Source organism: Clostridium algidicarnis DSM 15099 (assembly GCF_002934235.1).
Classification (GTDB): Bacteria; Bacillota; Clostridia; order Clostridiales; family Clostridiaceae; genus Clostridium_L; species Clostridium_L algidicarnis.
The window spans coordinates 98499-123119 of record NZ_PTIS01000006.1 but is presented as its reverse complement, the minus strand read 5'-3'; the positions used below and the strand labels follow the sequence as shown (position 1 = coordinate 123119).

Here is a 24621-nt window from a genome sequence, read left to right as displayed (position 1 = left end):
AACATCCCCCATAATCGTTCTTAAACAAGTCTTTTTAAGTCCCTTATTTCTATATACTTTAATATCTCTTTCTTTAAGTATCTTTTCATCTAAAGCTTCCAACACATTTTTTAAAACATTGCAGGCTTCATCACAAACCATCTTATAAATCTTTTTCTCTATTTCCTTGAAAGTTAAGCCGTTTTCATTTAAACTAACATTATACATAAATTCAACTCCATTCAGTTTTGTCTCGATAATAAAATTATAATGGATAATTTATGTATTGAGGAGATGTTTTTGCATCTCCTTTTATTTATATAGTTTTTTATACTAGTTCTGCCTACTAAAATTATACTCTAACATTGAATTAAAGCATCTTCTTAAAGCCTAAAAATAATGGGGGACAGTTCACAAGTGCATTACACTTGTGAACTGTCCCCCATTTATTAAGTTAAATCTTGATTAGCTTAATTTTATTTAAAGCTTTTAATATACTCTTTCCTTATTTAACTATACGTCCATTATTCACTTTAATTATTTCATCAAAATAATTCAAAGATTCGTCTACATCATGAGTAATCATAATAACTGTTTTATCTTGTAATGAAGCAATGTCTTTCATTAGTAGTTGTTTTGAATGTTTATCAACGGCAGAAAAGGGTTCATCCATGATTAAAATTGGAGTTTCTGAATTTCTCGCTCTTATATAAGCAACAATCTGTTGCTCACCTCCACTCAAAGATGTACTCTCATCTTGAGTTTTAATTTTATTTACAACTTCCTGTGACAAACTTAATTCTCTAATTAATTCATCAGATAAATCCCTATATGACTGAAACATAGTTACGTTGTTATTGTAATTTGTCGAGAAGATGTGAGACCTTTGCAGTACGTAAGTTACTAACCATGCCAAATCCAATTGAGATAAATCACATCCATCCATTAACATTTTACCTGAATCCATTGGTAGATATCCCATGATTGAGTTCAATAATGTTGTTTTTCCTGAACCATTATTGCCTATAATTACATAATGTTTATTCTTTTGAAAAACAAATGATATGTCTTTTACTTGAAAAGATCCATTATGTGAACAAAGATTCTTTAATTCCAAATTATGTTGAAAATCTTTGTTTATCTTTTTGAGATTATTTTCTTTCTTTTCGAGAATTTCGAAAACTTTATTTTTCACATCTCTTACAGTTTCCATCATGGTAAAGCAATAAAGTGTTTCTTCCAGCGGATCAATAAAACTATTTATAAACCCAAAAGTTACAACACCTGTTCCGATTGAAACTTTACCTTGAACCAGTAATACAACAACCGTAATAAAACCAAGGACTTGAACCATTGTTCTTGCAGCACTATTTATAGATAAAGTGATTGATTTTGCTTTTCCATAATTATATCGGCTAGAACTTGTGATATTCAATTCATCTGAATGACACTTTATTATCTGTTTGGCAGTTCTTGAATTAATTTCACGAAATCCTGTAAAAAAATCATAAATCAAATTAGTATACTTTCCCATTTGATTAACAAAACGTAGTCGTTTTGGAGATGTAAATTTACCTGTATACTTAGGTAAAATTGCTGTAATAATTGATGCAATAAAAATAACAGACGCTATACGCCAGTCAATACCCAAAAACATCACCAAGCCAAAAATAATGACCTTAATTATTTGGTTGGTTGCACTAATCAAAGGAGTTAAATAATCCTGTTCAATTTGCATAATATCATTACTTTGAATAGAAATATAATCAGAAACGTCTCTCTTATGAAACATGATATCGTCATACTGAATAATGGCATTAAAATAATCTTTCTTAATGGAGTTTTCAAACTTTATGGCATATTTCCAATTGAATTTCATTCCGAGATAACCCGCAATAACTGAGACTAATGACAACATACAAAATCCAGCGATAATAACAAAAATAAATTTACTATTTACACCTGTTGATAATGAATCAAAAACCACTTTAGGAAGATATGCTAATCCAGCCAACGCTAATGATTCAATCATAGAACAGACAATCTGCAAGAATATTTCAAGTTTTATTTCACTAATATACTTCTTCAATAGTAACACCCCTTTTTTCAAATAACTCATCTTTTAACTTGTTTGAACTAATGATTAAATTGTCTTTTACGATTACCCTAGGGAGTTGATTTATCAGCTATATGTACAAATTCATCAAGTTATTGATAAGTAATTTTTAGTGTTTCAGATATCTTTTTTGCAAGTATAGATTTACCACTAGAAACTGAACCAACAATATACATTTTCATATTTTACTCCACATAATAAAACTTTGCTTTTTAAGAGCAATGATAGGATTAGCAACCCAGTAAAAATATTAATATATACATCTTTTAAATCAAACGTAAAAAAAACTTTACTAATATATAATCTAAGCTACTGTTACAAAAAAGCTTGTCCATTAATGAACACATAACACCAGAAAATATAAAAGGATACATTTTATGTCCTGGATAACAGTCCATCCCATGGAATTCCAAAAATCTTCTGACCCAGGATTATTAACATTAATAAATAAAAATCCTGTAGTAATACCAACCTCTTTTAATTTTTCTAAAGAACGTTGCTCCTTCCTTCTTCCAATGCCTGCATTAAAAGATATTCTCCATAATTTAAGGGCCTCCATTAAATTCAATTCTTTCAATTCATGAATTACTATTTTATCATTCATCTTAGTACCTCATATTTCTATTAATATTCTTAGCTTTAAATCTACCTAACATATGATTTAAACAATTTATCTTTTATGTTTAGTCTGAAAAATATAATCCAACCTGCTTTTCACATCACTTAAAATAGGCTTATTGGATGGTGTAATTTCCTTAGGTAAGTTTTCTACTTCAAAGAACTTCAATTCCTTACTTTCAACTCCATCAGCTTCCATAAATCCGTTAAATCTATTTGTTATATAGACAATATTAATAAAATATACTTCATTTCCATCAGGATAAATCCAATGTTGTTCTTCTCCAGAATAAACATTAAATAGACTAAGCTCCTCAACAACTAGATTGGTTTCTTCAAACACTTCTCGTTTTGCAGTTTCCTCACCAGTTTCCCCTAACTCTATGCAACCTCCTGGAATACACCATTTATTATTATCAGTTCTCAGTTGCAGTAGCACCCTATTTTTTTCATCTACTATGATAACTCCAGCTGCAGGTACATATTTAGCTGATTTACTTAAATTTGACATGTTGCAATTCCCCATTTCCAATAATTTTATTCCTAATATCTTACTAAGGTGACTTAACTTTATTCTTCATGTTTTATGACATAATTTAAAACTACTTCATCAAATAAGTATTTTCCATCCAAGTTATCAGTTACTTTCCGATATATTTACACTATAAGTTAGCTTCATCATGTCTTACAACGCGAACTACACTTACTAAAAATTATACTTATACATCTTCTAAAAAAGTGTTATAAATATAGAAACAAAGATTGAAAATAATCCAGATAAAGTTAAGAAAATAGCTGACTTTTTATTCTTACCATACACGTAATATGCATTTGATATATTAAAAAGACCTGCTGATAGCAATACACATGGCATTGCCTCCATATTAATTATCCCAAATAAACCCAATAACCCTAGCACTAAAAAAATGCATCCTATAATAATAATCAGTGTGATTACTTTTTTCATAAACTCTTTTTTCAACTTATTTCCTCCCATTTTATCATTTTCATAAACTTTAAATAATATTTATCTTTCATATATCTACTGTTATGATGCAATATATAAAAAATGCGTCTTAAATATTCATTTCATAAGCTTCAAAAATAATGGTAATACTGAAATAAGAGGGATAAATGTAGCTGGAAACCCCTTATACCATTTCTTATTATATATAAAACAAACTATAATCCAATTTATTGTACATCCTAAAAATATTAGACCTGCCCCATATAATATAAAATTAAAATCACTACTTAATTTATATATACCTGAAAGTAGTATTGTATAAAATAAAAAATCTCCTAACCCTTTTGTCGGTATTGGATTATTATTTTTAAATGACTTGCCATATACTATTAATTTTGCCATTGAATTTTTATTCGCCATAACCTTAGCATTTGCGGTTTTTGAACCAGCTTTTGTAAAGCTGATAATATCGACTATTGGTATTCCAATACTGAGTACAATTAAAGTTGATAATGGAATAAACTTTCCAATTAGACTTCCAATAAAAATTATGAATATCATACATAACCAACTATTAATGACTAAATATTCTTTTTTATATGGCTTTCTAATATAAATTATTAAAAATATTACTCCAATAAAAGAAAAGAAAGACATCCAAAATATATTATATGAATTCATAATAATTATGTATGTTATAAACAATGATATTATCATTATGATAATAGAATGTATTATTGATTCAATTAATTTTTCTTTTAAATTTGGCATAAATGTTTACACTTCCTAACATAAATTACTTATTGCATAATATCCTACAATTCGAACTACACTACATTAGAATTATATCTATAACCTTATCTTCTTTTATTAAACTATTCCCTCTGAATTAAATACTCTTCATAATTTAAGAATAAATGTGAATTAACTCAACTACAAATTGGAATTTATCTAATGACTTCTAATAATTCATCTAGCGATTTAATCTCAATAAAATTTTTGTTATTAATATCAGTATCATGTTTACGGTTTATAAAAACTGGTGTAAATCCAAAATTTTTAGCCCCTAGAACATCAGCTTCAAAGTTATCTCCAATAAAGTAAACTTGTTCCACTTCGATGCTAGTATCATACCTTTTAATATCATCAAATACAATTTTAAATAAATCTTTATGTGGCTTCCTCACTTTATAATCCGCACTGAAATGTATATTAACAAAGTATTTTTCCAAATCATATTGGTTAATGATTTTTTTCATTTCATTCTTTTTAAATATGGAATTACTTAATAAATAAACTGGAATTCCTAATAACTTAAGTTGCTCTAAGGTAGATATAGTGTCATTAAACAATTCAGTAGTATTTATTTCAAGTGCACAATTAAATAAAATTTCTTCTAGTGGACAATTCACTTTAAAGCCATATTTATTTTTAAAATCTAAAAGTTCATCTTCAAATGCCAGTTCTGAATTATCCTCGCTTCTTTTATCATAAAGTTCTTTCCAATATGTAGCTGCATAATCTAGAAATTCAACTTTATCAGTATCTTTTGATAAAACATTTTCATGCAGATAAAACAAACCCGAATTAAAATCAAATTTAATATCATGAAGCAACGTCTCAAATAAATCAAAGACAATTACTCTAACTTTTGCCATAAAACCCCTCCACAAATTAAAATTCATAAATTTATTTTAATAAGTTTAGTTTCGCTTAACTCTACCATTACAATTTAACTTAGCCTTATATTAGACAATAATTATATTCAATTATGTCTATTTATTTATCAACAAAAATAACCTATTATATTGTTCATGTTGTTTATAATATATATCTTTTTTAAAATATATCTCAAAATATTGTTCCAAAATACTACACCATTTTTCTGTTTCTAAATTCCACAAATATAATCCTGTTGTTTCAAGCAATGAATCATTTCCCAAGTCTTTGATATTAAACTTTTTAATCTGTTCTTCAGTCAATACAGGATTTACCTTAAATAAAATTTTACCACCTGGATGAACTATTCTATGAATATTACGTAACACTAACTCTGAATCTTGGGGAATCATATTATCAATTATATTTGATAATATAGCACCATCCATAGTATTTTCTTCTATTTGATTTAAACATTCAAAGCTGCCTTCAATAAACTCAAAGTTTCCCCTTTCAAAAAGTTTTGCTCTTTTTTTTGCAAGTATTATTGCCTCTGTTGAAATATCAATTCCTATATGATGTTTCGTTCCCTTAAGAGCACAATCAAACAAAAGTGCTCCACTACCACAGCCATAATCTATAAGACTATCTGTTCCATTACTCAACCATTTTGAGGCTTCATTCAAATCTTCTTGTCCTAAATCAGCGTTTTCATATTTACTTGTGGTTATCTTTTGAAATACATTATTCCAGAATACTTTTGTACTATTATAATCGTTCATTAACATCTTCTACCTTTCTAACAAAACCATTTTTAACCCAAACATTAAGCTCAGCTTACCATACAAGTAACATGCATTTGATATATTAATTATTTCTAACATATAAAATTCCACTTAACATCACACACATCACTAAAAAAATCCAATTCCTATATATTAAATACGCAATACATCCTAAGCATAGCCAAATTAAGCTAGGTGCTATATTTTTATCTCTCTTACTACCTTTTGCCACTTAACTACCTCCTAAATAAAGCACAGATTCGCAGTTCTTCTACATGTCTTAAATGATACTGCTTATATGTTAATTATAACATCATATTCAATATAATTTATAAGCTTAATTGAATTAAATCATCTTCTTAAAGCCCAAAAATAATGGGGGACAGTTCACAAGTGCCTTACACTTGTGAACTGTCCCCCATTTATTAAGTTAAATCTTGTTTAGCTTAATTTTATTTAAAGCTCTTAAATTGTTTTTAAGATACCTTAGTTTGCTTTCTTTTCTATTAACTTTGCTAGGCTATGTGCCATTTTATCTAGTTCTTCTTGGTTTTCTCCTTCGAGCATTACTCTTACTAATGCTTCTGTTCCTGATGGTCTTATAAGAACTCGTCCACAACCATGAAGAGATTTCTCTATTTCTTTTATTTCTTTTATTATTTCTTCATCTATTTCATGAATGTTCTTTTTATTATTTGGTATTCTAGCATTCACTAGTACCTGTGGTAATTCCTTCATCATACATGCTAGTTCTGATAGAGTCTTTTTGCTCTTTTTAACTACAGCTGCTAGTTGAAGCCCTGTAACTATTCCATCTCCTGTAGTGTTGTAATCTAAAAATATAACATGGCCTGACTGTTCTCCGCCTAGTTTATATCCTTCCTTTACCATCTCTTCTAGTACGTATCTATCTCCTACTTTAGTTTTTATTGTCTTTATATTCTCTTTTTCAAGGGCTATTTGAAGTCCTAAGTTACTCATTACAGTAACTACTGCAGTATCGCCTTTTAGTCTCTTTTGTGCTTTAAGACTTTTTGCGCAGATGGCTATAATAAAATCTCCATTTATAAGCTTTCCATTTTCATCTACTGCAAGGCATCTATCTGCATCTCCATCAAATGCAAGACCTAAGTCACAGCCTTTTTTCACTACGTATTCCATTAATTCTTCTGGATGAGTTGATCCACAGTTTTTGTTTATATTTATACCATCTGGATCATTGTTTATAACTACAACTTCTGCTCCAAGGGATCTAAATGTATCTACTGCTGCTTTGAATGATGCTCCGTTAGCACAATCTAAGGCTATCTTCATTCCCTTTAAGTCTACATCTATTGTTGATTTCGCAAACTCTACATATTCTTCTAGTCCCGCTTCTTCTATTACCCTTTTCCCGAGATCTGCTCCTATAGGTACCGGAACTCCATTAAAGTTACTTTCAATGGTGCTTTGTATGCTATCTTCTAATTCATCTGATAACTTATATCCTTTATTATCGAAAAACTTTATCCCATTATCTTGTACTGGATTATGCGATGCGGATATCATAACTCCTGCATCTGCCCCATATTCTCTTGTTAGATATGCTATAGCTGGTGTTGGTACTACCCCTAAACAAACTGCCTCTGCTCCTACTGATAGTATCCCAGCAACAAGTGCAGCTTCTAACATATCCCCAGATATTCTAGTGTCTTTTCCTACTAATATCTTTGGTTTATGAGTTCCTTCCGTAAGTACATATGCTCCTGCTCTACCTAAGTTATATGCTATTTCAGCGGTAAGCTCTTTATTAGCTATGCCTCTTACTCCATCGGTTCCAAATATTCTACTCATAGGTTTACCTCACTTTAATCCTTAATTTTTTTAATTAACACTCTTATTATATAATAGGGTAGATATTTAAACAATCTTTAAATTGTTACCTGTATATTTATGTAAAATTAAAAGCCATATCTTTTATGATACAGCCTTTAATATATTAGTCCCTAATTAATATATATTTAAATCTATATGTTTAATAGGTTAATGGCCTGAAACAATTCCAAGTTCCCTACATTTTCTTTCAGTTTTATTAAATATAAATACTCCTAAAAATGCACTTAAAAATGTAAACATAATTATTATAATTAGCTCATATTTAAATGGTAAAAATGTTTTTTGGCCTAAAAGTATTCCTCTCATACTATCATTTAAATAAGTTAATGGGATTGCAAAACTTATTATCATAAGTGATTTAGGTAAAACATTAATAGGGAAATACGAACCTGAAAATGCTGATAAAAACCCACTAGATATATCTATAATAGTGTTTGCCTCTTTAGTTATAAGAACCATAGCAGAAATTGCAACTCCTATTCCTATTAATGATATTATTCCTGGTATTAATATAACTATTATTTTCAATATATCTGGTGTTATATTGAAATCAAAGATAAAGTGGCAGATAACTCCTGTAATTATTATTTCTAAAGTTGCAATACAAAACTTAAACATACTTTGGCTTACCATTAAAAGAATCTTATTTGCAGGGGTACTCCAATTAGATTCTAATACTCCTTGTCTCATTTCTTCTTTTAGCGAAAATCCCATAGACCACATGGCTACACCCATATAAGATGCCATCATGTATCCTATAACCATAAATCCTATAAAATCTGAATTACCAGTATAGCTTTCAAATCCTGAAATTTTACCTTCAACCTGAAAAGCTTTTGCCATAAAATAAAAAGGGCTAAGCCATATTATGGGGCTGAACAAACTTAATATAATATTTAAAGGATATCTAAAATATATTTTAGCAGAAATTATAAATCTTGCTCTTAAAATATTAAAATTTTCTCTAATACTCATAAATACTCACCCTTAAAACCTTTCTAGAGATCCTGAGTCTCTAACCTTTTTCTCTACGGCCATAAAGCATACTCTACCAATTGCTAAATATATACAGCCTATTAATAAACACATTAATATATCATCTCTAGCCCCAACTATTCCTAAGTTTTGTATCATTATCTTCCTAGCTGCTGATATACCAAAAGTGAAAGGTAAAATATTAGCAACATTTTGCATCCACTGTGGCATTATCATTATAGGAAAGCTTATACCACAAAATATCGTTATTATACCTCTAACTAGCTGAACTGCTGCTCCAGTTTCCTTAGCCCAAAGCACAAGACTTGCAAACATACTGCCAAATCCATAAACTCCAGGTATTAAGCTCAAAAATACAATAATCCACTCTAATACATTTCCCGTAAATTTAATACCATATAAAAGTCTATACTCAATAAAGCTTACAAAAACAACGAAAAATCCCATTACTATAGAAACCATAGCCCCACCTATTAACATATCAAATCTATTTATAGGACAAAGCCAATTAGATTCTAGCGTACCTCTGGTTTGCTCATCTCTAAGTGATGTTCCAAAGCTCCACATAACAGAATTTACCCACATCCATACCATTACCCCTACCACTATAAAAGCACTAAAGTTGTCTGTACCTGCTACTTTGTCAAAGTCTTTAAATCCTCCTCCATTTGATCCTGCCATAACAACTCCAGTTAATATATATATCATAGGGAATATTAAAGGCCATATAGTTAAGCTAATCATCCACGTAGGGTATCGTATTAATTGAGTTAGATCTTTTTTTGCTATTGCTCTTATATTTCTTAATCTTTGCATTAATATCCCCCTACTCCCTTAAACTTTTTCCAGTAAGATTTATGAATACATCTTCTAGTGAAGGCTCTGCTACCTTTATATTTTGTATGCTACATTCATTATGAGATAGAATGTCTAATATTGGTTGGATTATTTCATCCCCATTATTATGGTGTATGGTTAATATATAATTTCTTTTTTCATCATCATACTTGCTTGAAACCCTTTCCAACCTATCTATCTTACTAATAGCATTTATCATTTCATCATTACTCTTATTAACTTCTATTTTTATAAGCTTTAACTTATTTATACCCTTCTTTAAATTTTTTGGGGTATCTAAAGCTATTATCTTACCACCATCTATTATTGCTATTCTATCGCAAAGAAAATCTGCTTCCTCCATATAATGAGTAGTAAGCAATATGGTTTTACCTTCACTTTTAAGATTCAAAATGATTTCTCTAAGGTTTAGTGCTGATTGTGGATCTAGTCCTAAGGTAGGCTCGTCTAAAAGCAGTACAGGTGCCTCAGAAATCAGGGCCTTACCTAAGGCTACCTTTTGTTTCATACCAGTAGAATACTTCTCTACTAATACATCTGCCTTTTCTTGAAGTTCTAACTTCTTTAGCATCCTGGATGCTCTTTCTTTAGCCTCTTTACTACTGCAGCCATAAAGCGAAGCAAAATACTCTAGGTTTTCTCTTCCTGTTAGCTTCCAATACACGCTCCTATCCCCTGCAAGCACTGTCCCTAAATTTCTTAAAGCCTCCATTTGGTTTTTATCTACATCGTTTCCCATAACCTTAACCTGACCTGATGTTGGTCTTAAAAGCCCTGTTATCATCTTTATAGTAGTGGTTTTACCTGCTCCATTTGGTCCTAAGAATCCAAAAATTTCTCCTTTATAAATATCAAAACTTATATCATCCACAGCCTTAAATTCTTTCTTATCTATGGTTTTAAAAAATTTCTTTTTCTTCGTTATAAAACACTTCTTTAGATTTTTAACTTCCACAGCACTCCCCATATAAATCCCCCCCATAAAATTCATACTATAATATATTAACACTTTTAATTTCTATACTATCTTAATAGATTCCTTTACAGCTTTACTATCTTCTATTGTTAATTCACCCTTATATTCTACTCTTTCAATCTCACAATCTTTACCTATAAATATATTATTTCCTCTTACTACCTTTGCCCTAGTGCATTCTAAATATATTTCATCACCTTCAATAATTTCAGATTCTAGTACATTTCCTGAATAATTATTAAACAAAGATCCTAGGATATTTTCAAGCCCAAAGAAGTTGAATACCTTTTGAGGTCCTATTTTTATTTCTATGTTTTCTCCACCAATTTCCTTTGCTTTGCAGTAACCCCCTATATTTATAACTATATTATCCGCTGTAAGTAATCCTTTTATATTAAATGCTCCAAAGGATTTAAATTCTTCTACTTCACAGTTTTCCTCTACATCTAAAACTCCCGTGCACTTAAGGTTTGTTCCACTTAATCTTTTGGATATACCAATAGATCCTGATATAGACATGTTGATACCATTTAAATTTCCATCCACCTTCATTGATCCACTGCAACTAAATTCATCCGCTTCCATATCCCCCATTACTTTTGAACTTCCACTACCTTTAAACTCATTGCATTTTACATTACCCATAGATTTAAAGCTACCACTGATATAAATATCTTTAGCCTTTATGTTTCCATCTATCTTTACAGAACCACTAGCCTTAAGTAAATTACAATCTAAGTCTCCTGTTATCTTTCCAGAACCGCTTATCTTTACTTCATCATAAGATCCTCCTCCAGCGCTTCCAGAACCTGATATTTTAATATCACCCTTTTTTTCTTTATCAAATGATTCATTCATATTAAATCCTCCTAATCTATAAATTATTATAATATCCTAATCTTAGTTGTTATGGCTTTCTAATTCTAGCTTTAATTCTTCTACGTATTTACTTATTGAATGTCTTATAACAACCTTAGAATTTTCGTCATAATATATATCATTTGTGTACTCGTTTATTATCCATAACCCTACTCCAAGTCTTCGTAACAATGTTATCTCATATTCTTTGTCCTTCAATTTATTATAGTTTTTATTTAATAAATTTACTATGGACTTTCCTTCATCTACGCTTATATCTCCACTTTGTAGTAACCTATCTAAAATATATATATATAGAACTTCATCAAAAGAATATTGTAAGGAAACATTAAAGACTTCTTCGTATACATCAAAAGTCCACTTTGATGCTAAATTATATTTTATTATTTCTTCTTTTTTAAGGATTATATCTGAAGGATTATTAGAGAACTTATCTGCCAAATCGTCTAGAGACAATCCATCCTTTAGATTTATTATCTTATCTATTCTATCTAAAATCCTTTCTTTTGGGAAAAAGGTTTCTTGTCCTGTAAATGTAGACTTTTTAATAAACCATTCCTCTGGTATTACATTCTTTCTCTTCCATCTGTATAATTGGCCGTAAGATATTCCTGTTAAATCAAGTAAGTCCTTTTTTGAAATAAGTTCCTCATCCAAAAATACCCCTCCTTTCTTACTTTCTTTTACTATATTCTCAGTGTAGCATAACATTGTTACGTTGTAAATATTTATTTTCATTGCGTGAAATAAAAAAAGGCTTTAAAGTTTTACCTCTAAAGTCTTTTTTTGTTTATATTTTTATGAGCTTTTCAGCTATAAATTTATTTATTTAGCGTATTCTGCACCTTTTTCTAAAGCTTTTTTATTAACTTCAAAAAACTTTTCTTTACCATGATCTTTTAGTGATCCTAGAAGTACTTCCATGGATACTATACCTGTCTTTGCAACTAAAGCTCCTAAAAGAACCATATTAGCAATCTTAGTTGATCCTAATTCTGCTGCTATTGTTTGAGCTGGTACTCTTATAACTTGTATATCATCTCTTTCTACTTCTCTTGCGATTAGGTCTGAGTCTAATATTACAAGTCCACCTTTTTTTATAGTTTTTTCAAACTTATCTAAAGATGGTCTATTCATAACAACTACGCTATCTGGCATAGTTACTATTGGAGATCCTACTGGTTCGTCTGCAAGTATTACTGAACAGTTTGCAGTTCCTCCCCTCATTTCAGGGCCATAGGATGGTAACCAAGATACATTCATATTAGCATCCATTCCTGCATAAGCTATAAACTTACCCATGGACAATATTCCTTGTCCACCAAATCCTGCAAATATAATTTCTTGTGATGCCATTTTACTTCACCTCCGGTACTGTTGTATCTTTTTTAACGCCAAGTGTGTAATGTGTCATCATATTATCTCTTAACCATTGTAGTGATTCCTTAGTTGATAGTCCCCAGTTAGTTGGGCATATTGATAATACCTCAACCATAGAGAATCCTTTCCCTGCTATAGCATTTTCAAAAGCTTTCTTTATAGCTTTTTTAGCTTTTATAACATTTGGAACACTGTCTACAGATACTCTTTCTACATAGCAAGCTCCATCAAGAGTTGATATCATTTCTGAAACTCTTATTGGATGTCCTTGAGTTGCAACATCTCTTCCATAAGGTGATGTCTCTGTAATTTGTCCTGGTAATGTAGTAGGCGCCATTTGTCCCCCTGTCATTCCATATATACAGTTGTTTACGAAGATTGTTACTATATTTTCTCCTCTAGCTGCAGCATGTACTATTTCTGCTGTTCCTATAGCTGCAAGGTCTCCGTCTCCTTGATAAGTAAATACCACTGAGTCTGGTACTGATCTTTTTATTCCTGTAGCAACTGCTGGTGCTCTACCATGAGCTGCTTCAAACATGTCACAGGCAAAATAATCATAAGCTAATACAGAGCATCCAACAGGAGCAACTCCGATAGTCTTATCTAAAACATCTAATTCTACTAATACCTCTCCCACTAATCTGTGGATAATTCCGTGCGTACATCCTGGACAATAGTGAGTAGGTTTGTCTAATAAGCCTTTTGTTGGTTCAAATACTACTGCCATTATTTTGCACCCCCTACCATTTGCATAATTTTATTTAGTATCTCATCTGGAGTTGGAACTATTCCACCAGTTCTTCCGTAAAAGTCTACTGGCTTTCTTCCATTTACAGCAAGTCTAACATCTTCTACCATTTGACCTGCACTCATTTCTACAGATATAAATCCAAGTCTAGCCTTATCAATAACTTTTTCAAAAGCTTCTACTGGGAATGGCCATAAAGTTATAGGTCTAACAAGTCCTAGCTTTATCCCTTTTTCTTCTGCAAGTTTTACAACATTTTTGCATATTCTTGATGTGGTTCCGTATGCAACCATTATTACGTCGCATTCTTCTTCACAGTTATATAATTCATATTTAACTTCTTCTTGCTTTATTTTAGCAAACTTAGCTTGTAATTTTATATTATGTTTTTCTAAATCCTCTGATTGAAGATATAGTGAGTTTATTACGTTATGTGTCTTTCTTCCTTTTAGGCCATTTGCTGCCCAAGTCTTTTCTGGAAGTTCTCTTTTCTTTCTTTCTTTAAACTCTACTGGCTCCATCATTTGTCCAAGCATACCGTCTCCCATAATCATTACAGGAGTTCTATATATGTCAGCTACATCAAAAGCTCCTTGGATTAGGTCTACCATTTCTTGAATAGATGCTGGTGCATAAACAGGCATGTTATAATCTCCATGACCTAGTCCTTTAGTTGCTTGGAAGTAGTCTGATTGAGCAGGTTGTATACTTCCAAGACCAGGGCCTCCTCTTACTATATTTATAATAACGCAAGGAAGTTCTGCTCCCGCTATATATGATATTCCTTCAGCTTTTAAGCTTATTCCAGGGCTAGAAGATGATGTCATACAACGAGTTCCAGTTCCTGCTGATCCATAAATCATATTTATAGCTGCAATTTCACTTTCTGCTTGCATAAATACTCTTCCTATTTTAGGCATCTTTTTTGCCATATATGCTGCTACTTCTGTTTGAGGTGTTATAGGATATCCGAAGAAACATTTACAATCAGCTTGAATAGCTGCTTCGCCTATTGCTTCGTTACCCTTCATTAAAACTTTTTGTCCCATTTCAAATCCCCCTTAAATTATTTTTCCACAGTTATAACTAAATCTGGACACATTCTTCCACAGGACGCACATCCTATGCAAGATGCCATATTTTCTTCTGTTATAGTTGCTGGGTGGTAACCCTTTTCATTAAGCTTTTCAGAAAAGCTTATTATCTTTTTGGGACAGGCAATTATACATTGTCCACATCCTTTGCATCTTTCTTCTCTAAATGTAACTCTTGGCATGAACTATACCTCCTTAATTTTAAAACGATTACATATTATTGTTAGATTTTAACGCCATGGTGGCTTCATGTAAATATCTATTGGCAAAATTTGTGCATGTACTTTATCCTTTATACTATCTACCATATCTCTTCTGCAAACCACGTATTTATAAGGAATATTTAACCTTTTAGATGTTTCATAGGTATCTTTGTCCCCTTTTAATATATGTTCTGTAGTAGTTTCATAAGATAAATTAGTATTAGATATCAAATATGTTATTTTAAGTCTACTAGATGACTCTATAGCTTTTATTTGTTCTTCTACAGCTTCTGAGTCTAAAGTAAGAGGTCTATTGTTATTTATTACAAAATATAAGTCATAATCCTCTTCTTTCAAATAAGCATTGTATTGTCCTAAAACTGTAGCCCCTGTATTGTCTCCACCTATGTCCATTACAACTTCAGAAGACTTATCATTAAATGCTGATGAGACTTCTGGTGGTACAACCATAAGTTCCGCATTTGAAAAGCTAGGATCTGCTGATATAACTCTTACTCCTTTAGATTCTAGTGGCGCTTTTAAGTCCCTTATACAAAAATAAGGATTAACAATATCTATATCTACTAATGAAACCTTCTTGCCACTTTTTGCAAGATTTAAAGCATAGTTTATAGCTATCTCGGACTTGCCACTGCCGAAGTGACCTGTGAAAATTCTGATTCTACTCATACTATTTTTTTCCTCCAAGCTACTTCAATTTTTTATATTATTTTTTCTTACATTCTTATTATAGTATATATATGTGAAGTACACTAGTCTTTTACTATGATTTATCTGTTAAAAACTCATATTTTTTAGCTGCTTTAAGTATTCATTTATATTGAATATGCCTATATATTCTTACAATTCGTTAATTGCACTTTAATTTTCAATGCTTAATTTAGCATAAAAGAGACTTTATTTATAGTTTTTAGCCTCTTCTTCTCCATTTAAAACTCTAAGTCCACCCTCTGCTAATGCTAACATTTCATCTTCTCCTGGATAGATAACTACTTTAGATATAAAGCTTACTCTATCTGATATAGCCTTTGTCATCTTTTCTGAATATGCTATTCCACCTGTTAATATTATAGCATCAACCTTTCCACATAAAACTGCAGCACTCTTGCCTATTTCCTTTGCCACTTGATATGCCATAGCTTCAAATAAAAGCTTAGCTTTTTCATCTCCCTTTTCAAAAGCTCTTTCAATAACTTCTCTTGCATCATTGCTTTGAAGATAAGCTACAAATCCACCTTTTCCGTTTATCTTTTTCTTCACTTCGTCTTGAGTATACTTGCCACTATAACAAAGTTTAACAAGATCTGCTACTGGAAGTCCACCACTTCTTTCTGGTGAAAATGGTCCTTCTCCATCTAAGGCATTGTTTACATCTACTACTCTTCCACCTTTGTGAGCCCCAACAGAAATTCCACCACCTAGGTGTGCAACTATTAGGTTTAATTCTTCATAGCTTTTTTTGCTTTCTTTTGCATATCTTTTTGCTACAGCTTTTTGATTTAGTGCATGAAATATACTTTTTCTTTCTATTTCTGGCATTCCAGATATTCTTGCTACCTCATCCATCTCATCTACAACTACTGGATCTACTATAAAAGCTGGTACATTTAATTCTTTTCCTATTTCATTTGCTATTATTCCACCAAGATTTGAGGCATGTTGGCCTTGGACTCCAACTTTAAGATCTTTTATCATAGCTTCGTTTACTTCATAGGTTCCACTTATTATAGGTTTTAATAAGCCTCCTCTTCCAATTACCCCATCTAATTCCTTTATATCGAAATTCTTTTCTTTTAATACATTTAAAATTACATCTTTTCTAAATTTAAATTGTTCAAATATGCTATTGTAACTTTCAATTTCTTCTGAGGTATGTCTTAATGTTTCAGTTAACAAAGCCTTTTCATCCTCATATACTGCTATTTTGGTTGAAGTTGACCCTGGATTTATTATAAGTAATTTATATGACATATGTATTCCCCCTATTTTTATATTTTATTTTACTTTTTTATTGTTTTTATTATTTAATCTTTATTTTCATTCTTATACTTCTATAAATAAATATTTCTTACAAATATTTATTTATAGAATCTTTTTGTAGATATTTAAAAACTTATTTAACTTATTTTGCAGCTACTACTAATGCTGCAAGGGCTATAGAGTTTAATTTTGTTTCAAAGCTATCTGCTCTTGATGTAACTATTACTGGAGCTGAAGTTCCAACAAGAAGACCGCCATTTTTTGATTCTGTAGTGTAAGTTAATGTTTTGTACATTACATTAGCTGCCTCTATATTTGGTAATAACATTATATCTGCTTGTCCTGCTACTTGTCCTCCTACTTTTTTATGATTAGCAGCTTCCATAGAAAGTGCAATATCTAGAGCAAAAGGTCCGTCTACAATACAGTCTTTTATTTGTCCTCTATCATTCATCTTTGAAAGTATAGATGCATCTACAGTTGCTGGCATATCTGGGTTTACCACTTCAACAGCACAAATTGGAGCAACCTTTGGCATATCTACTCCTATAGCTTTTGCCACATATACTGAATTATTTATTATATCTATTTTAGCCTTAATATCTGGATACATATTAAATGCAGCATCTGTCATAAATATAAGTCTATCATATTTTGGTATTTCAAATACAGCTACATGTGACATAAGTTTTCCTGTTCTAAGTCCTATCTCTTTATTTAAAACTGCTCTTAAGAAGTTTGCAGTATCTATTAAGCCCTTCATAACCATGTCTGCTTTTCCTGTAGATACAAGTTCTACTGCCTTTAATGCTGCCTTGACAATATTTTCTTCATTAACTATTTCAAAACCCTCTAAGTCCATATTTATTTGTTTTGCTATTTCTTTTATAGCTTTTTCGTCTCCAACTAATATAGCGTTTGCTATTCCTTGTTCCTTTGCAGCTTTTACAGCTTCAAGCACTGGTTCATCTTGGGCAACTGCTACAGCTACTGTTCTCATCTTTCCTTTTTTTACTTTACTTAGTACTTCATCAAATGTCTTAGCCATTTATTTGCACCTCTTCTTCATAAATTTTTGCTTTTTCTTTACCTTTTATAACTCTAAGGGCACCCTTAGATAAAGCCATCATCTCATCTTCTCCTTCTACTACCTCTAAAGGAGCGATAAATTCTACCATTTCTCTAACCCAATTAACTAATTGCTTATTATATGCAAGACCTCCGGTTAAAATTATGGCATCAACTTTTCCATTTAGAACTGTAGCCATAGAGCCTATTTCTTTTGCTATCTGATAGGACATAGCATATAATATAAATTCTGCTCTTTCATCTTTTTTAGCTATTCTTTCTGTAACTTCTCTTCCATCATTGGTTCCCAAATATCCTACAAGCCCGGAGTTACCTATTATAATCTTTTTTAATTCTTTTTGAGTATACTTACCACTAAATGCAATGGAAACTAAATCTCCAGCTGGAAGTCCTCCTGATCTTTCTGGTGAAAATGGACCGTCCTCATTGGCATTATTTGCATCTAGTATCCTGCCATTTTTAAGTGGTGATATTGAAATTCCTCCACCTAGGTGTGCTACTACAAAGGAGCTATTATTAAAGTCTAGGTTAACTCTTTGACAAACCCTTCTTGTAACAGCCTTTATATTTAAAGCATGAACTAATGATTTTCTTTCTATCTCTGGCATTCCTGATATCCTTGCCACATCATCCATTTCATCTACAGCTACAGGATCTACAATAAATGCTGGTGCATTAATATCTTTTCCTATATCGTATGCAATAATCCCTCCAAGATTAGAGGCGTGCTGACCTTGATATCCAATTTTAAGATCTTCAATCATCTTTTCTGTTACCTTATAAGTTCCCCCTGGCATAGGCCTTAATAGTCCACCTCTACCAACTACAGCTTTAATTTTATTTAAATCTAAACCTTTTCTTTTCAGCCAATTTAATATACATTCTGTTCGCATATCCTTTTGTAAATAGATATCCTCATATTTTGATATTTCTAAAGGTGTATGAAGTATATTTTCAGTTTCTACACAAATATCACCATTGTATAATGATATCTTAGTGGATGTTGAACCAGGATTAATTGCTAATATGTAATCTTCACACATATAAAAATCCCCCTATTATATTAAATTTATTTATTCTGTTCACGGCTTTTTATATTTTAAAAATTATAAAAAAGCCGTGAACAAAACTGAGCTTACTCATATATTGTAACAAATTTTTATATAAAAACCATAACTTTTAGAAAAATTAATATAATGGTGAATATTCTTTCATTAAACTTTCAGCTACCTTAATGCCATCTACAGCTGCTGATATTATTCCTCCTGCAAATCCTGCGCCTTCTCCCGCTGGATATAATCCATTCACAGAGGGACTTTGAAGCTTTTCATTTCTCATTATTCTAACTGGAGCAGAGGTCCTTGTTTCAATTCCTGTCATTATGGCCCCTTCTTTAGAAAATCCTTTTATCTTTCTTTCAAAATCCACCATACCTTCTTTTAAACTACCTACAACATAGGATGGTAAGCATCTATTTAACTCTTTAAATTCATATCCTGGTCTATAACTTGGATTTACCCCTGATAGCTTAGTACTATTTTTATCCTGTATAAAGTCTTCTACAAGTTGTACTGGGGCTACATATCCTCCCCCACCTAAATTATAAGCTAATCTTTCATAATGCCTTTGAAAGTTAACTCCCGCTAGTATATCACTTCCTTCAAAGTCCTCTTTTGAAACACTAACTACTATGGCTGAGTTTGCATTTTCTAAATCTCTTTTATAATAACTCATCCCATTTACCACAAGTAAATTTTCCTCTGAGCTTGCACCAACAACCTCTCCTCCAGGACACATACAAAATGAATAAACAGATCTTTGTAACTTTTCACTTCTATATGCTAATCTATAATCCGCTGCCTTAAGTCTTGGATGATTTGCATTTTTACCGTACTGGCTATAATTAATAACTTCTTGTTTATGTTCAACCCTGACCCCTATAGCAAAGGCCTTAGGTTCCATTAAAACAGAAGATTTGCTTAGCATCTCATAGGTATCTCTTGAACTATGACCTATAGATAATATTAAGCAATCACAAGGTATCTCACTTCCATTAACCATAATTGAAGTTAATACTCCCTCTTTAGAATTAATAGCTTCTAATTTATGATCAAATAGTACCTCTCCCCCTAAAGCTATTATCTCTTTTCGTATATTCTTAACTACTCCCTTTAATATATCTGTACCTATATGAGGCTTACCCTTATATATTATTTCCTCTGGGGCACCGCCTTTTACAAGTTCTCTTAATATATAATCACATCTTTTATCCTTTATTCTAGTGGTAAGCTTTCCATCAGAAAATGTACCAGCCCCACCTTCACCAAATTGAACATTTGATTCCTTATTCAATATTCCCTTGGTCCAAAAGTCTTCTACAGTTTTGGTCCTTCTATCTACATCTTGGCCTCTTTCAATTATAATTGGATTATACCCAGATCTTGCTAGCATTAATGCGCTAAATAAGCCTGATGGCCCCATACCAACAATGACAGGTCTATGACTTAGTTTTTTATCACCAAGTTCTATATTTAACTCCTCATATGCCTTTTCTATAAAGACATCTTTATCTTTTATATTATTAATTAATATACCTTCATTTTCTAAATTAACCTCTATTGAATAATTAAACCTTATATCATTCTTTTTTCTAGCATCTATAGATTCCTTTATTATTTTAAACTCCATAAATTCTTCTTCATTTATCCCTAACTTTTTAGCTACCTTTCCTTTTAACATATCCATATCTTCATCTATTTTTAAATTTATATTATTTATTCTTATAGTCATATTATTCTCCTTAATCTTATTCCATTTTATGTCTTCACCTCTGGGGTGCTTCCAATAAGTTGGAAGCACCCCAGAGGTGAAGACAATTATTTACATTTTCACTTTTAAAATGCTTCTCAAGGAAATCCTTTGAGAAGCATTTGTTAGTTATTTATTTTGTCATTTATTCTTCTGGTTTTACCACTTTGGTTATTGTAATCTTTAGCTTTTCTGGGCTTATGCTTTCAATAGTCATTCCTTCTTTAACCTTTACCTTTGGTGCAATTGAATGTTCTCCTTCAGCAAGGTTAGTTAAATCTATGGTAGCTGTAATGTCTCCATCTTTTATATTACTTAATAAACTATCTGTTCCTTTTAAAGCTACAGATATATTTTTAGATCCAGGTTCCGCATTAAGGCCTGCTGAAAGACCTGTTATGGTTACAGGAACTGACACACTGTTTTGGTTTATTGTTTCTACTGTAACTTTTACAGATACAGTATCCTTCCCATTAACGGGCTTTGCATCCTTTGGTAATGCTAGTTTTAATGTCACAGTGTTATTACCTGTTATGGTAGATAAATCTAATGCTTCTGTTTCTATATACTCTATATTACCAATATCTTGAGTTTCTCCAACCAAATCTATTGAAGACGGAGCTGGCTCTATAGTTTTTATTATTATATTTTTATTATTTTCTCCCTTTGTAGGAACTTTTATAGTTACATTTTTAGACTTCCTAACTGGGATAAGTACATCTACTGTGGTTGGGTTTATTTTTACATCTTTTACTTCTTTCATAGTCTCATCTACAGCCTTTAGTGGCAGATTTAAACTTACATCTGCATCTGCATTGGTTGCTGAGCCCTTAGCTAAAACCCACTGCACAGAATTAACATAAGTAGCAGCACCGCTAACCAATACATTGTCAGGCTTAACTACTTGCTCAAATGGATAATATGAGTCCTTTGTAGTGACATCTACTTCAAGCTTTACAGGTACACTCTTTTCTATATATTCATCAATTTCTACATTTACCCTTAAAGACTCATTTTTCTTAATGTTTATATTTGTAGGATACTGAGTTATCTCTACAGGTATAAGATTACTCCCTTTTTTTACTGCATAAGTGCTAAGATCTACTACAATTTTAAACTGTTCTGCCTTAGCTCTATAAACTTCAGAGGCTGGCCCTTCTAATGTTAATGTAACAGTAAGATCTTGATTTGGTAGCACCGTAAGTTTAGAGCTTTCAATAGTATCAGTATTTACTATCTCTACAGGAACCCCAGTTAGCTTATAGCTTCTAGTTGGATTTTCTACATTATAAATATAGAGCCAAACTCCAAAAGCTGTAATAAAACACAATATTTTAATTAAGAAGTTTTTTTGAATTTTATTTTTATCCATGTCTTCACCCTCTCTCCTAAGGTGGATGCCTTAACTTGCCTAGTTTTCATTATTTTAATTAATATATCTTTTAATTTATCCTTATCGTAATTTCTTGTAAGTCTTCCGTTTATAGCAAGAGATATTGTCCCAGTTTCTTCAGAAACTACTACAATCAATGCATCTGATACTTCTGACAGCCCTATAGCTGCTCTATGTCTAGTTCCTAGTTTTTTATTTATATCCGTATTTCCTGTAAGTGGTAATACACATCCCGAAGCCACAATTCTAGTGTTTCGAATTACTGTAGCACCATCATGCAAAGGAGTATTTACTACAAATATATTTTCAAGCAATGCTGCTGTAACAATACCATCTATCTTAGTACCATTGGCTATTACATCGTTTAATCCCGTGGTTTGCTCAATGGCTATTAAAGCTCCTGTTTTACTTTCAGATAAATTTTCTACTGCATTTACAAGTTCTGTTATTATTTCCTCCATTAGTGTTTCATCTTCTAGCAATATATGTCTTTCATTAAAGGCAGTTCTTCCGAGGTGCTCTAATGCTCTTCTTATCTCTGGTTGAAAAATAATTATGATTGATAAAACCCCTATAGTTATAGTTTTACTAAGTATAGTATAAACCATTGTAAGTCTCAGAAAATAACTTATAGGAATCAAAACTAATATTAACAATATTCCTTTTAACAATTGTTCTGCTCTTGTTTCTTTAATAAGCATATAACCCTTATAGAAAATATAAGAGACTACTAATATGTCTAATATTGAAAAAAATGATATATTTTTTACCGTATTTATTATACTTGCTAAATCCACTGCCTCTCACCTCTAAATCAAAATCTTAACTATAATTATACACTAATATATATATTTATAGTACCTGTCAAAAAGTTTTTTTATTTTAATTTTAATAAGCACCTTATTTTAGTAATTAAGTATCTTATATACTAATATATTTAATTTAGGATGATATATAATTCGTCCTAAATTTTTTGATAATATATTTTTTGTATAAAAGTATGTGGCTTACATTTACAGTATATGCAAAATAACCTCTATAATATAAATAAAATTTAAATGTGGGGTGATACATATGAATGAAGAGGTTAAAAATGTTAAAGATACTAACACCACTAAAGATATTAAAGATGCTGACATCTCTAAAGACACTAAGAATTTTAAAAATACTAAAAATACACTTTTAAATTGGATCATAGGAATATTGACACTTATCCTTATTATAATTGTGTCCTTTTGTATATTTAATTATCTAAATCCTAAAGCTACTAAAAACAAAGCTACATCTGTAGATAATACCATACTTAAATTAAATTCAATAAACAAAGATTTATCTACCTCTATTTATACGAAAGATAATTCAATAAATTTGAATAAAATAAATGTTTCTTTAGATAAATTAATCCTTCTAAAAGAAGATACTGAAGTTATTTTTAAAGATAATCCTAATATAAGTCCTAACTTTTTAAATGGTATACATAATAACATCCTTTTTTACCAGCAAATAAAAGTATTATTAGATAATTCTAATTCCTTAGATTTTAATGAAACCTTAAAATTAGTAGAAAACTATAAAAAAATTGCCATTGAAGAATATTCAAATTGTAACTTTGAACACTCAAAAGACATTTTCCCATCTGAAAGCATAAAATATATAAATGAGGCTTATATGTCCTTTAACAAAACCATAAAAGAAAAAAGAGATATTGATATTAAAACTAATGACAATTTAAAATTTAAATCCTCTTTATCTTCCATGTTAGAAAGCTTTTTATCTCTAAAAGTGGATAAGTTCAGTCTCATTGAAAAATGTAGAGAGGGTAAATACACTTATGAAATATTAGAAAATGATATAGAAAAGGATTTTAAAAGTTTTGAAGATATAAAAAGGGAATTTAATTCTATGAGAATCCCACCTAATGCCATTGATACCTATCAAGCTTTTGGTGAGGTTTTAAATAGTTATAATATCTACCTAAAAGAACTTAAACGTAGTATTAATAATGAAAAGTCAGTTTTTAATTCAACTACTGATAAAAGTGTTCTAGAGATAATAGATGAGGATATTAGAGGTAAATATGAAGATATAGAAATGAGTTTACAAAAATTTAACACAACTTTTACTACCTTTTCTGATGAAATAAAGGCAAATAAATGAATTAAAATTTTATAGTGGGGAACAATACCAATAACAC

26 protein-coding genes are annotated in these 24621 nt (G+C 30.8%); 1 reads left to right on the top strand and 25 read right to left on the bottom strand.

All coding sequences use genetic code 11. The features are described 5' to 3' along the window. From BD821_RS06275 to cdaA, 25 genes are all read right to left on the bottom strand, one after another. A partial coding sequence (locus tag BD821_RS06275; RefSeq protein ID WP_207655270.1) for a UPF0236 family transposase-like protein occupies positions 1-207 on the bottom strand: 207 nt, incomplete at its 3' end. 277 nt (positions 208-484) lie between these two features. Continuing rightward, entirely contained in the window at positions 485-2068 is a 1584-nt protein-coding gene (locus tag BD821_RS06270) for an ATP-binding cassette domain-containing protein (RefSeq protein ID WP_169994016.1), read from the bottom strand. A gap of 361 nt (positions 2069-2429) precedes the next feature. Next, a complete protein-coding gene (locus tag BD821_RS06265; RefSeq protein ID WP_104409750.1) occupies positions 2430-2699 on the bottom strand; it encodes a hypothetical protein in 270 nt (89 codons plus the stop codon). 66 nt (positions 2700-2765) lie between these two features. Next, positions 2766-3224, bottom strand: a complete 459-nt coding sequence (locus BD821_RS06260) for an NUDIX hydrolase (RefSeq protein WP_242971467.1) — start codon at positions 3222-3224, stop codon at positions 2766-2768. A 219-nt stretch (positions 3225-3443) separates the two neighbouring features. Beyond that, positions 3444-3695: a hypothetical protein gene (locus BD821_RS06255; RefSeq protein WP_104409749.1), complete on the bottom strand. Its 252-nt coding sequence runs from the start codon at positions 3693-3695 to the stop codon at positions 3444-3446. A gap of 102 nt (positions 3696-3797) precedes the next feature. Then, a complete protein-coding gene (locus tag BD821_RS06250) occupies positions 3798-4451 on the bottom strand; it encodes a hypothetical protein (RefSeq protein ID WP_104409748.1) in 654 nt (217 codons plus the stop codon). Between the two features lie 176 nt (positions 4452-4627). After that, on the bottom strand, positions 4628-5338 hold the full coding sequence (locus BD821_RS06245; RefSeq protein ID WP_169994013.1) for an HAD family hydrolase: 711 nt from the start codon (positions 5336-5338) through the stop codon (positions 4628-4630). Positions 5339-5455: 117 nt separating this feature from the next. Beyond that, positions 5456-6121, bottom strand: a complete 666-nt coding sequence (locus tag BD821_RS06240) for a class I SAM-dependent methyltransferase (protein WP_169994010.1) — start codon at positions 6119-6121, stop codon at positions 5456-5458. 489 nt (positions 6122-6610) lie between these two features. After that, positions 6611-7957, bottom strand: coding sequence for a phosphoglucosamine mutase (gene glmM, locus BD821_RS06235; protein WP_104409745.1), 1347 nt, complete (start codon positions 7955-7957; stop codon positions 6611-6613). Positions 7958-8146: 189 nt separating this feature from the next. Continuing rightward, the gene (locus tag BD821_RS06230; RefSeq protein ID WP_104409744.1) at positions 8147-8974 is read right to left on the bottom strand and encodes an ABC transporter permease; all 828 of its coding nucleotides are present in this window, start codon (positions 8972-8974) and stop codon (positions 8147-8149) included. 12 nt (positions 8975-8986) lie between these two features. Further along, a complete protein-coding gene (locus BD821_RS06225; RefSeq protein WP_104409743.1) occupies positions 8987-9811 on the bottom strand; it encodes an ABC transporter permease in 825 nt (274 codons plus the stop codon). Between the two features lie 10 nt (positions 9812-9821). After that, complete coding sequence (locus BD821_RS06220) at positions 9822-10820, bottom strand: ABC transporter ATP-binding protein (protein WP_104409742.1); 999 nt, start codon at positions 10818-10820, stop codon at positions 9822-9824. Between the two features lie 51 nt (positions 10821-10871). Beyond that, complete coding sequence (locus tag BD821_RS06215) at positions 10872-11687, bottom strand: polymer-forming cytoskeletal protein (protein ID WP_104409741.1); 816 nt, start codon at positions 11685-11687, stop codon at positions 10872-10874. Between the two features lie 42 nt (positions 11688-11729). Next, positions 11730-12365, bottom strand: a complete 636-nt coding sequence (locus BD821_RS06210) for a YhbD family protein (protein ID WP_104409740.1) — start codon at positions 12363-12365, stop codon at positions 11730-11732. Between the two features lie 168 nt (positions 12366-12533). Then, positions 12534-13064, bottom strand: coding sequence for a 2-oxoacid:acceptor oxidoreductase family protein (locus tag BD821_RS06205; RefSeq protein ID WP_029451325.1), 531 nt, complete (start codon positions 13062-13064; stop codon positions 12534-12536). 1 nt (position 13065) lies between these two features. Then, positions 13066-13818: a thiamine pyrophosphate-dependent enzyme gene (locus BD821_RS06200; RefSeq protein ID WP_104409739.1), complete on the bottom strand. Its 753-nt coding sequence runs from the start codon at positions 13816-13818 to the stop codon at positions 13066-13068. Continuing rightward, on the bottom strand, positions 13818-14888 hold the full coding sequence (locus BD821_RS06195; protein WP_104409738.1) for a 3-methyl-2-oxobutanoate dehydrogenase subunit VorB: 1071 nt from the start codon (positions 14886-14888) through the stop codon (positions 13818-13820). Before BD821_RS06195 ends, BD821_RS06200 begins: the two co-directional genes overlap by 1 nt. A 17-nt stretch (positions 14889-14905) precedes the next feature. Beyond that, positions 14906-15115, bottom strand: a complete 210-nt coding sequence (locus tag BD821_RS06190; protein ID WP_029451329.1) for a 4Fe-4S dicluster domain-containing protein — start codon at positions 15113-15115, stop codon at positions 14906-14908. Between the two features lie 48 nt (positions 15116-15163). Then, complete coding sequence (locus tag BD821_RS06185) at positions 15164-15826, bottom strand: P-loop NTPase (RefSeq protein WP_104409737.1); 663 nt, start codon at positions 15824-15826, stop codon at positions 15164-15166. Positions 15827-16054: 228 nt separating this feature from the next. After that, a complete protein-coding gene (gene buk / locus BD821_RS06180) occupies positions 16055-17128 on the bottom strand; it encodes a butyrate kinase (RefSeq protein ID WP_104409736.1) in 1074 nt (357 codons plus the stop codon). A gap of 151 nt (positions 17129-17279) precedes the next feature. Then, positions 17280-18185: a phosphate butyryltransferase gene (gene ptb / locus BD821_RS06175; protein WP_104409735.1), complete on the bottom strand. Its 906-nt coding sequence runs from the start codon at positions 18183-18185 to the stop codon at positions 17280-17282. Continuing rightward, complete coding sequence (gene buk, locus BD821_RS06170; protein ID WP_104409734.1) at positions 18178-19269, bottom strand: butyrate kinase; 1092 nt, start codon at positions 19267-19269, stop codon at positions 18178-18180. The genes ptb and buk (BD821_RS06170) overlap by 8 nt, the downstream gene beginning before the upstream one ends. A 145-nt stretch (positions 19270-19414) precedes the next feature. Then, entirely contained in the window at positions 19415-21016 is a 1602-nt protein-coding gene (locus tag BD821_RS06165) for an NAD(P)/FAD-dependent oxidoreductase (RefSeq protein WP_104409733.1), read from the bottom strand. Between the two features lie 163 nt (positions 21017-21179). Next, positions 21180-22406, bottom strand: coding sequence for a CdaR family protein (locus BD821_RS06160; RefSeq protein WP_104409732.1), 1227 nt, complete (start codon positions 22404-22406; stop codon positions 21180-21182). After that, positions 22373-23224, bottom strand: a complete 852-nt coding sequence (cdaA, locus tag BD821_RS06155) for a diadenylate cyclase CdaA (protein WP_029451337.1) — start codon at positions 23222-23224, stop codon at positions 22373-22375. The genes BD821_RS06160 and cdaA overlap by 34 nt, the downstream gene beginning before the upstream one ends. Before the next feature lie 277 nt (positions 23225-23501). Between cdaA and BD821_RS06150 the strand changes: the two genes are divergently transcribed. After that, entirely contained in the window at positions 23502-24584 is a 1083-nt protein-coding gene (locus tag BD821_RS06150) for a hypothetical protein (protein WP_104409731.1), read from the top strand. Positions 24585-24621: the final 37 nt, after the last annotated feature.

Coding starts and splice junctions, on each gene's coding strand:
- BD821_RS06265 (WP_104409750.1), bottom strand. CDS start 2,699: ATGAATGATAAAATAGTAATTCATGAATTGAAAGAATTGAATTTAATG.
- BD821_RS06260 (WP_242971467.1), bottom strand. CDS start 3,224: ATGTCAAATTTAAGTAAATCAGCTAAATATGTACCTGCAGCTGGAGTT.
- BD821_RS06250 (WP_104409748.1), bottom strand. CDS start 4,451: ATGCCAAATTTAAAAGAAAAATTAATTGAATCAATAATACATTCTATT.
- BD821_RS06245 (WP_169994013.1), bottom strand. CDS start 5,338: ATGGCAAAAGTTAGAGTAATTGTCTTTGATTTATTTGAGACGTTGCTT.
- BD821_RS06240 (WP_169994010.1), bottom strand. CDS start 6,121: ATGAACGATTATAATAGTACAAAAGTATTCTGGAATAATGTATTTCAA.
- glmM (WP_104409745.1), bottom strand. CDS start 7,957: ATGAGTAGAATATTTGGAACCGATGGAGTAAGAGGCATAGCTAATAAA.
- BD821_RS06230 (WP_104409744.1), bottom strand. CDS start 8,974: ATGAGTATTAGAGAAAATTTTAATATTTTAAGAGCAAGATTTATAATT.
- BD821_RS06225 (WP_104409743.1), bottom strand. CDS start 9,811: ATGCAAAGATTAAGAAATATAAGAGCAATAGCAAAAAAAGATCTAACT.
- BD821_RS06220 (WP_104409742.1), bottom strand. CDS start 10,820: ATGGGGAGTGCTGTGGAAGTTAAAAATCTAAAGAAGTGTTTTATAACG.
- BD821_RS06215 (WP_104409741.1), bottom strand. CDS start 11,687: ATGAATGAATCATTTGATAAAGAAAAAAAGGGTGATATTAAAATATCA.
- BD821_RS06205 (WP_029451325.1), bottom strand. CDS start 13,064: ATGGCATCACAAGAAATTATATTTGCAGGATTTGGTGGACAAGGAATA.
- BD821_RS06200 (WP_104409739.1), bottom strand. CDS start 13,818: ATGGCAGTAGTATTTGAACCAACAAAAGGCTTATTAGACAAACCTACT.
- BD821_RS06195 (WP_104409738.1), bottom strand. CDS start 14,888: ATGGGACAAAAAGTTTTAATGAAGGGTAACGAAGCAATAGGCGAAGCA.
- BD821_RS06190 (WP_029451329.1), bottom strand. CDS start 15,115: ATGCCAAGAGTTACATTTAGAGAAGAAAGATGCAAAGGATGTGGACAA.
- BD821_RS06185 (WP_104409737.1), bottom strand. CDS start 15,826: ATGAGTAGAATCAGAATTTTCACAGGTCACTTCGGCAGTGGCAAGTCC.
- buk (WP_104409736.1), bottom strand. CDS start 17,128: ATGTCATATAAATTACTTATAATAAATCCAGGGTCAACTTCAACCAAA.
- ptb (WP_104409735.1), bottom strand. CDS start 18,185: ATGGCTAAGACATTTGATGAAGTACTAAGTAAAGTAAAAAAAGGAAAG.
- buk (WP_104409734.1), bottom strand. CDS start 19,269: ATGTGTGAAGATTACATATTAGCAATTAATCCTGGTTCAACATCCACT.
- BD821_RS06165 (WP_104409733.1), bottom strand. CDS start 21,016: ATGACTATAAGAATAAATAATATAAATTTAAAAATAGATGAAGATATG.
- BD821_RS06160 (WP_104409732.1), bottom strand. CDS start 22,406: ATGGATAAAAATAAAATTCAAAAAAACTTCTTAATTAAAATATTGTGT.
- BD821_RS06150 (WP_104409731.1), top strand. CDS start 23,502: ATGAATGAAGAGGTTAAAAATGTTAAAGATACTAACACCACTAAAGAT.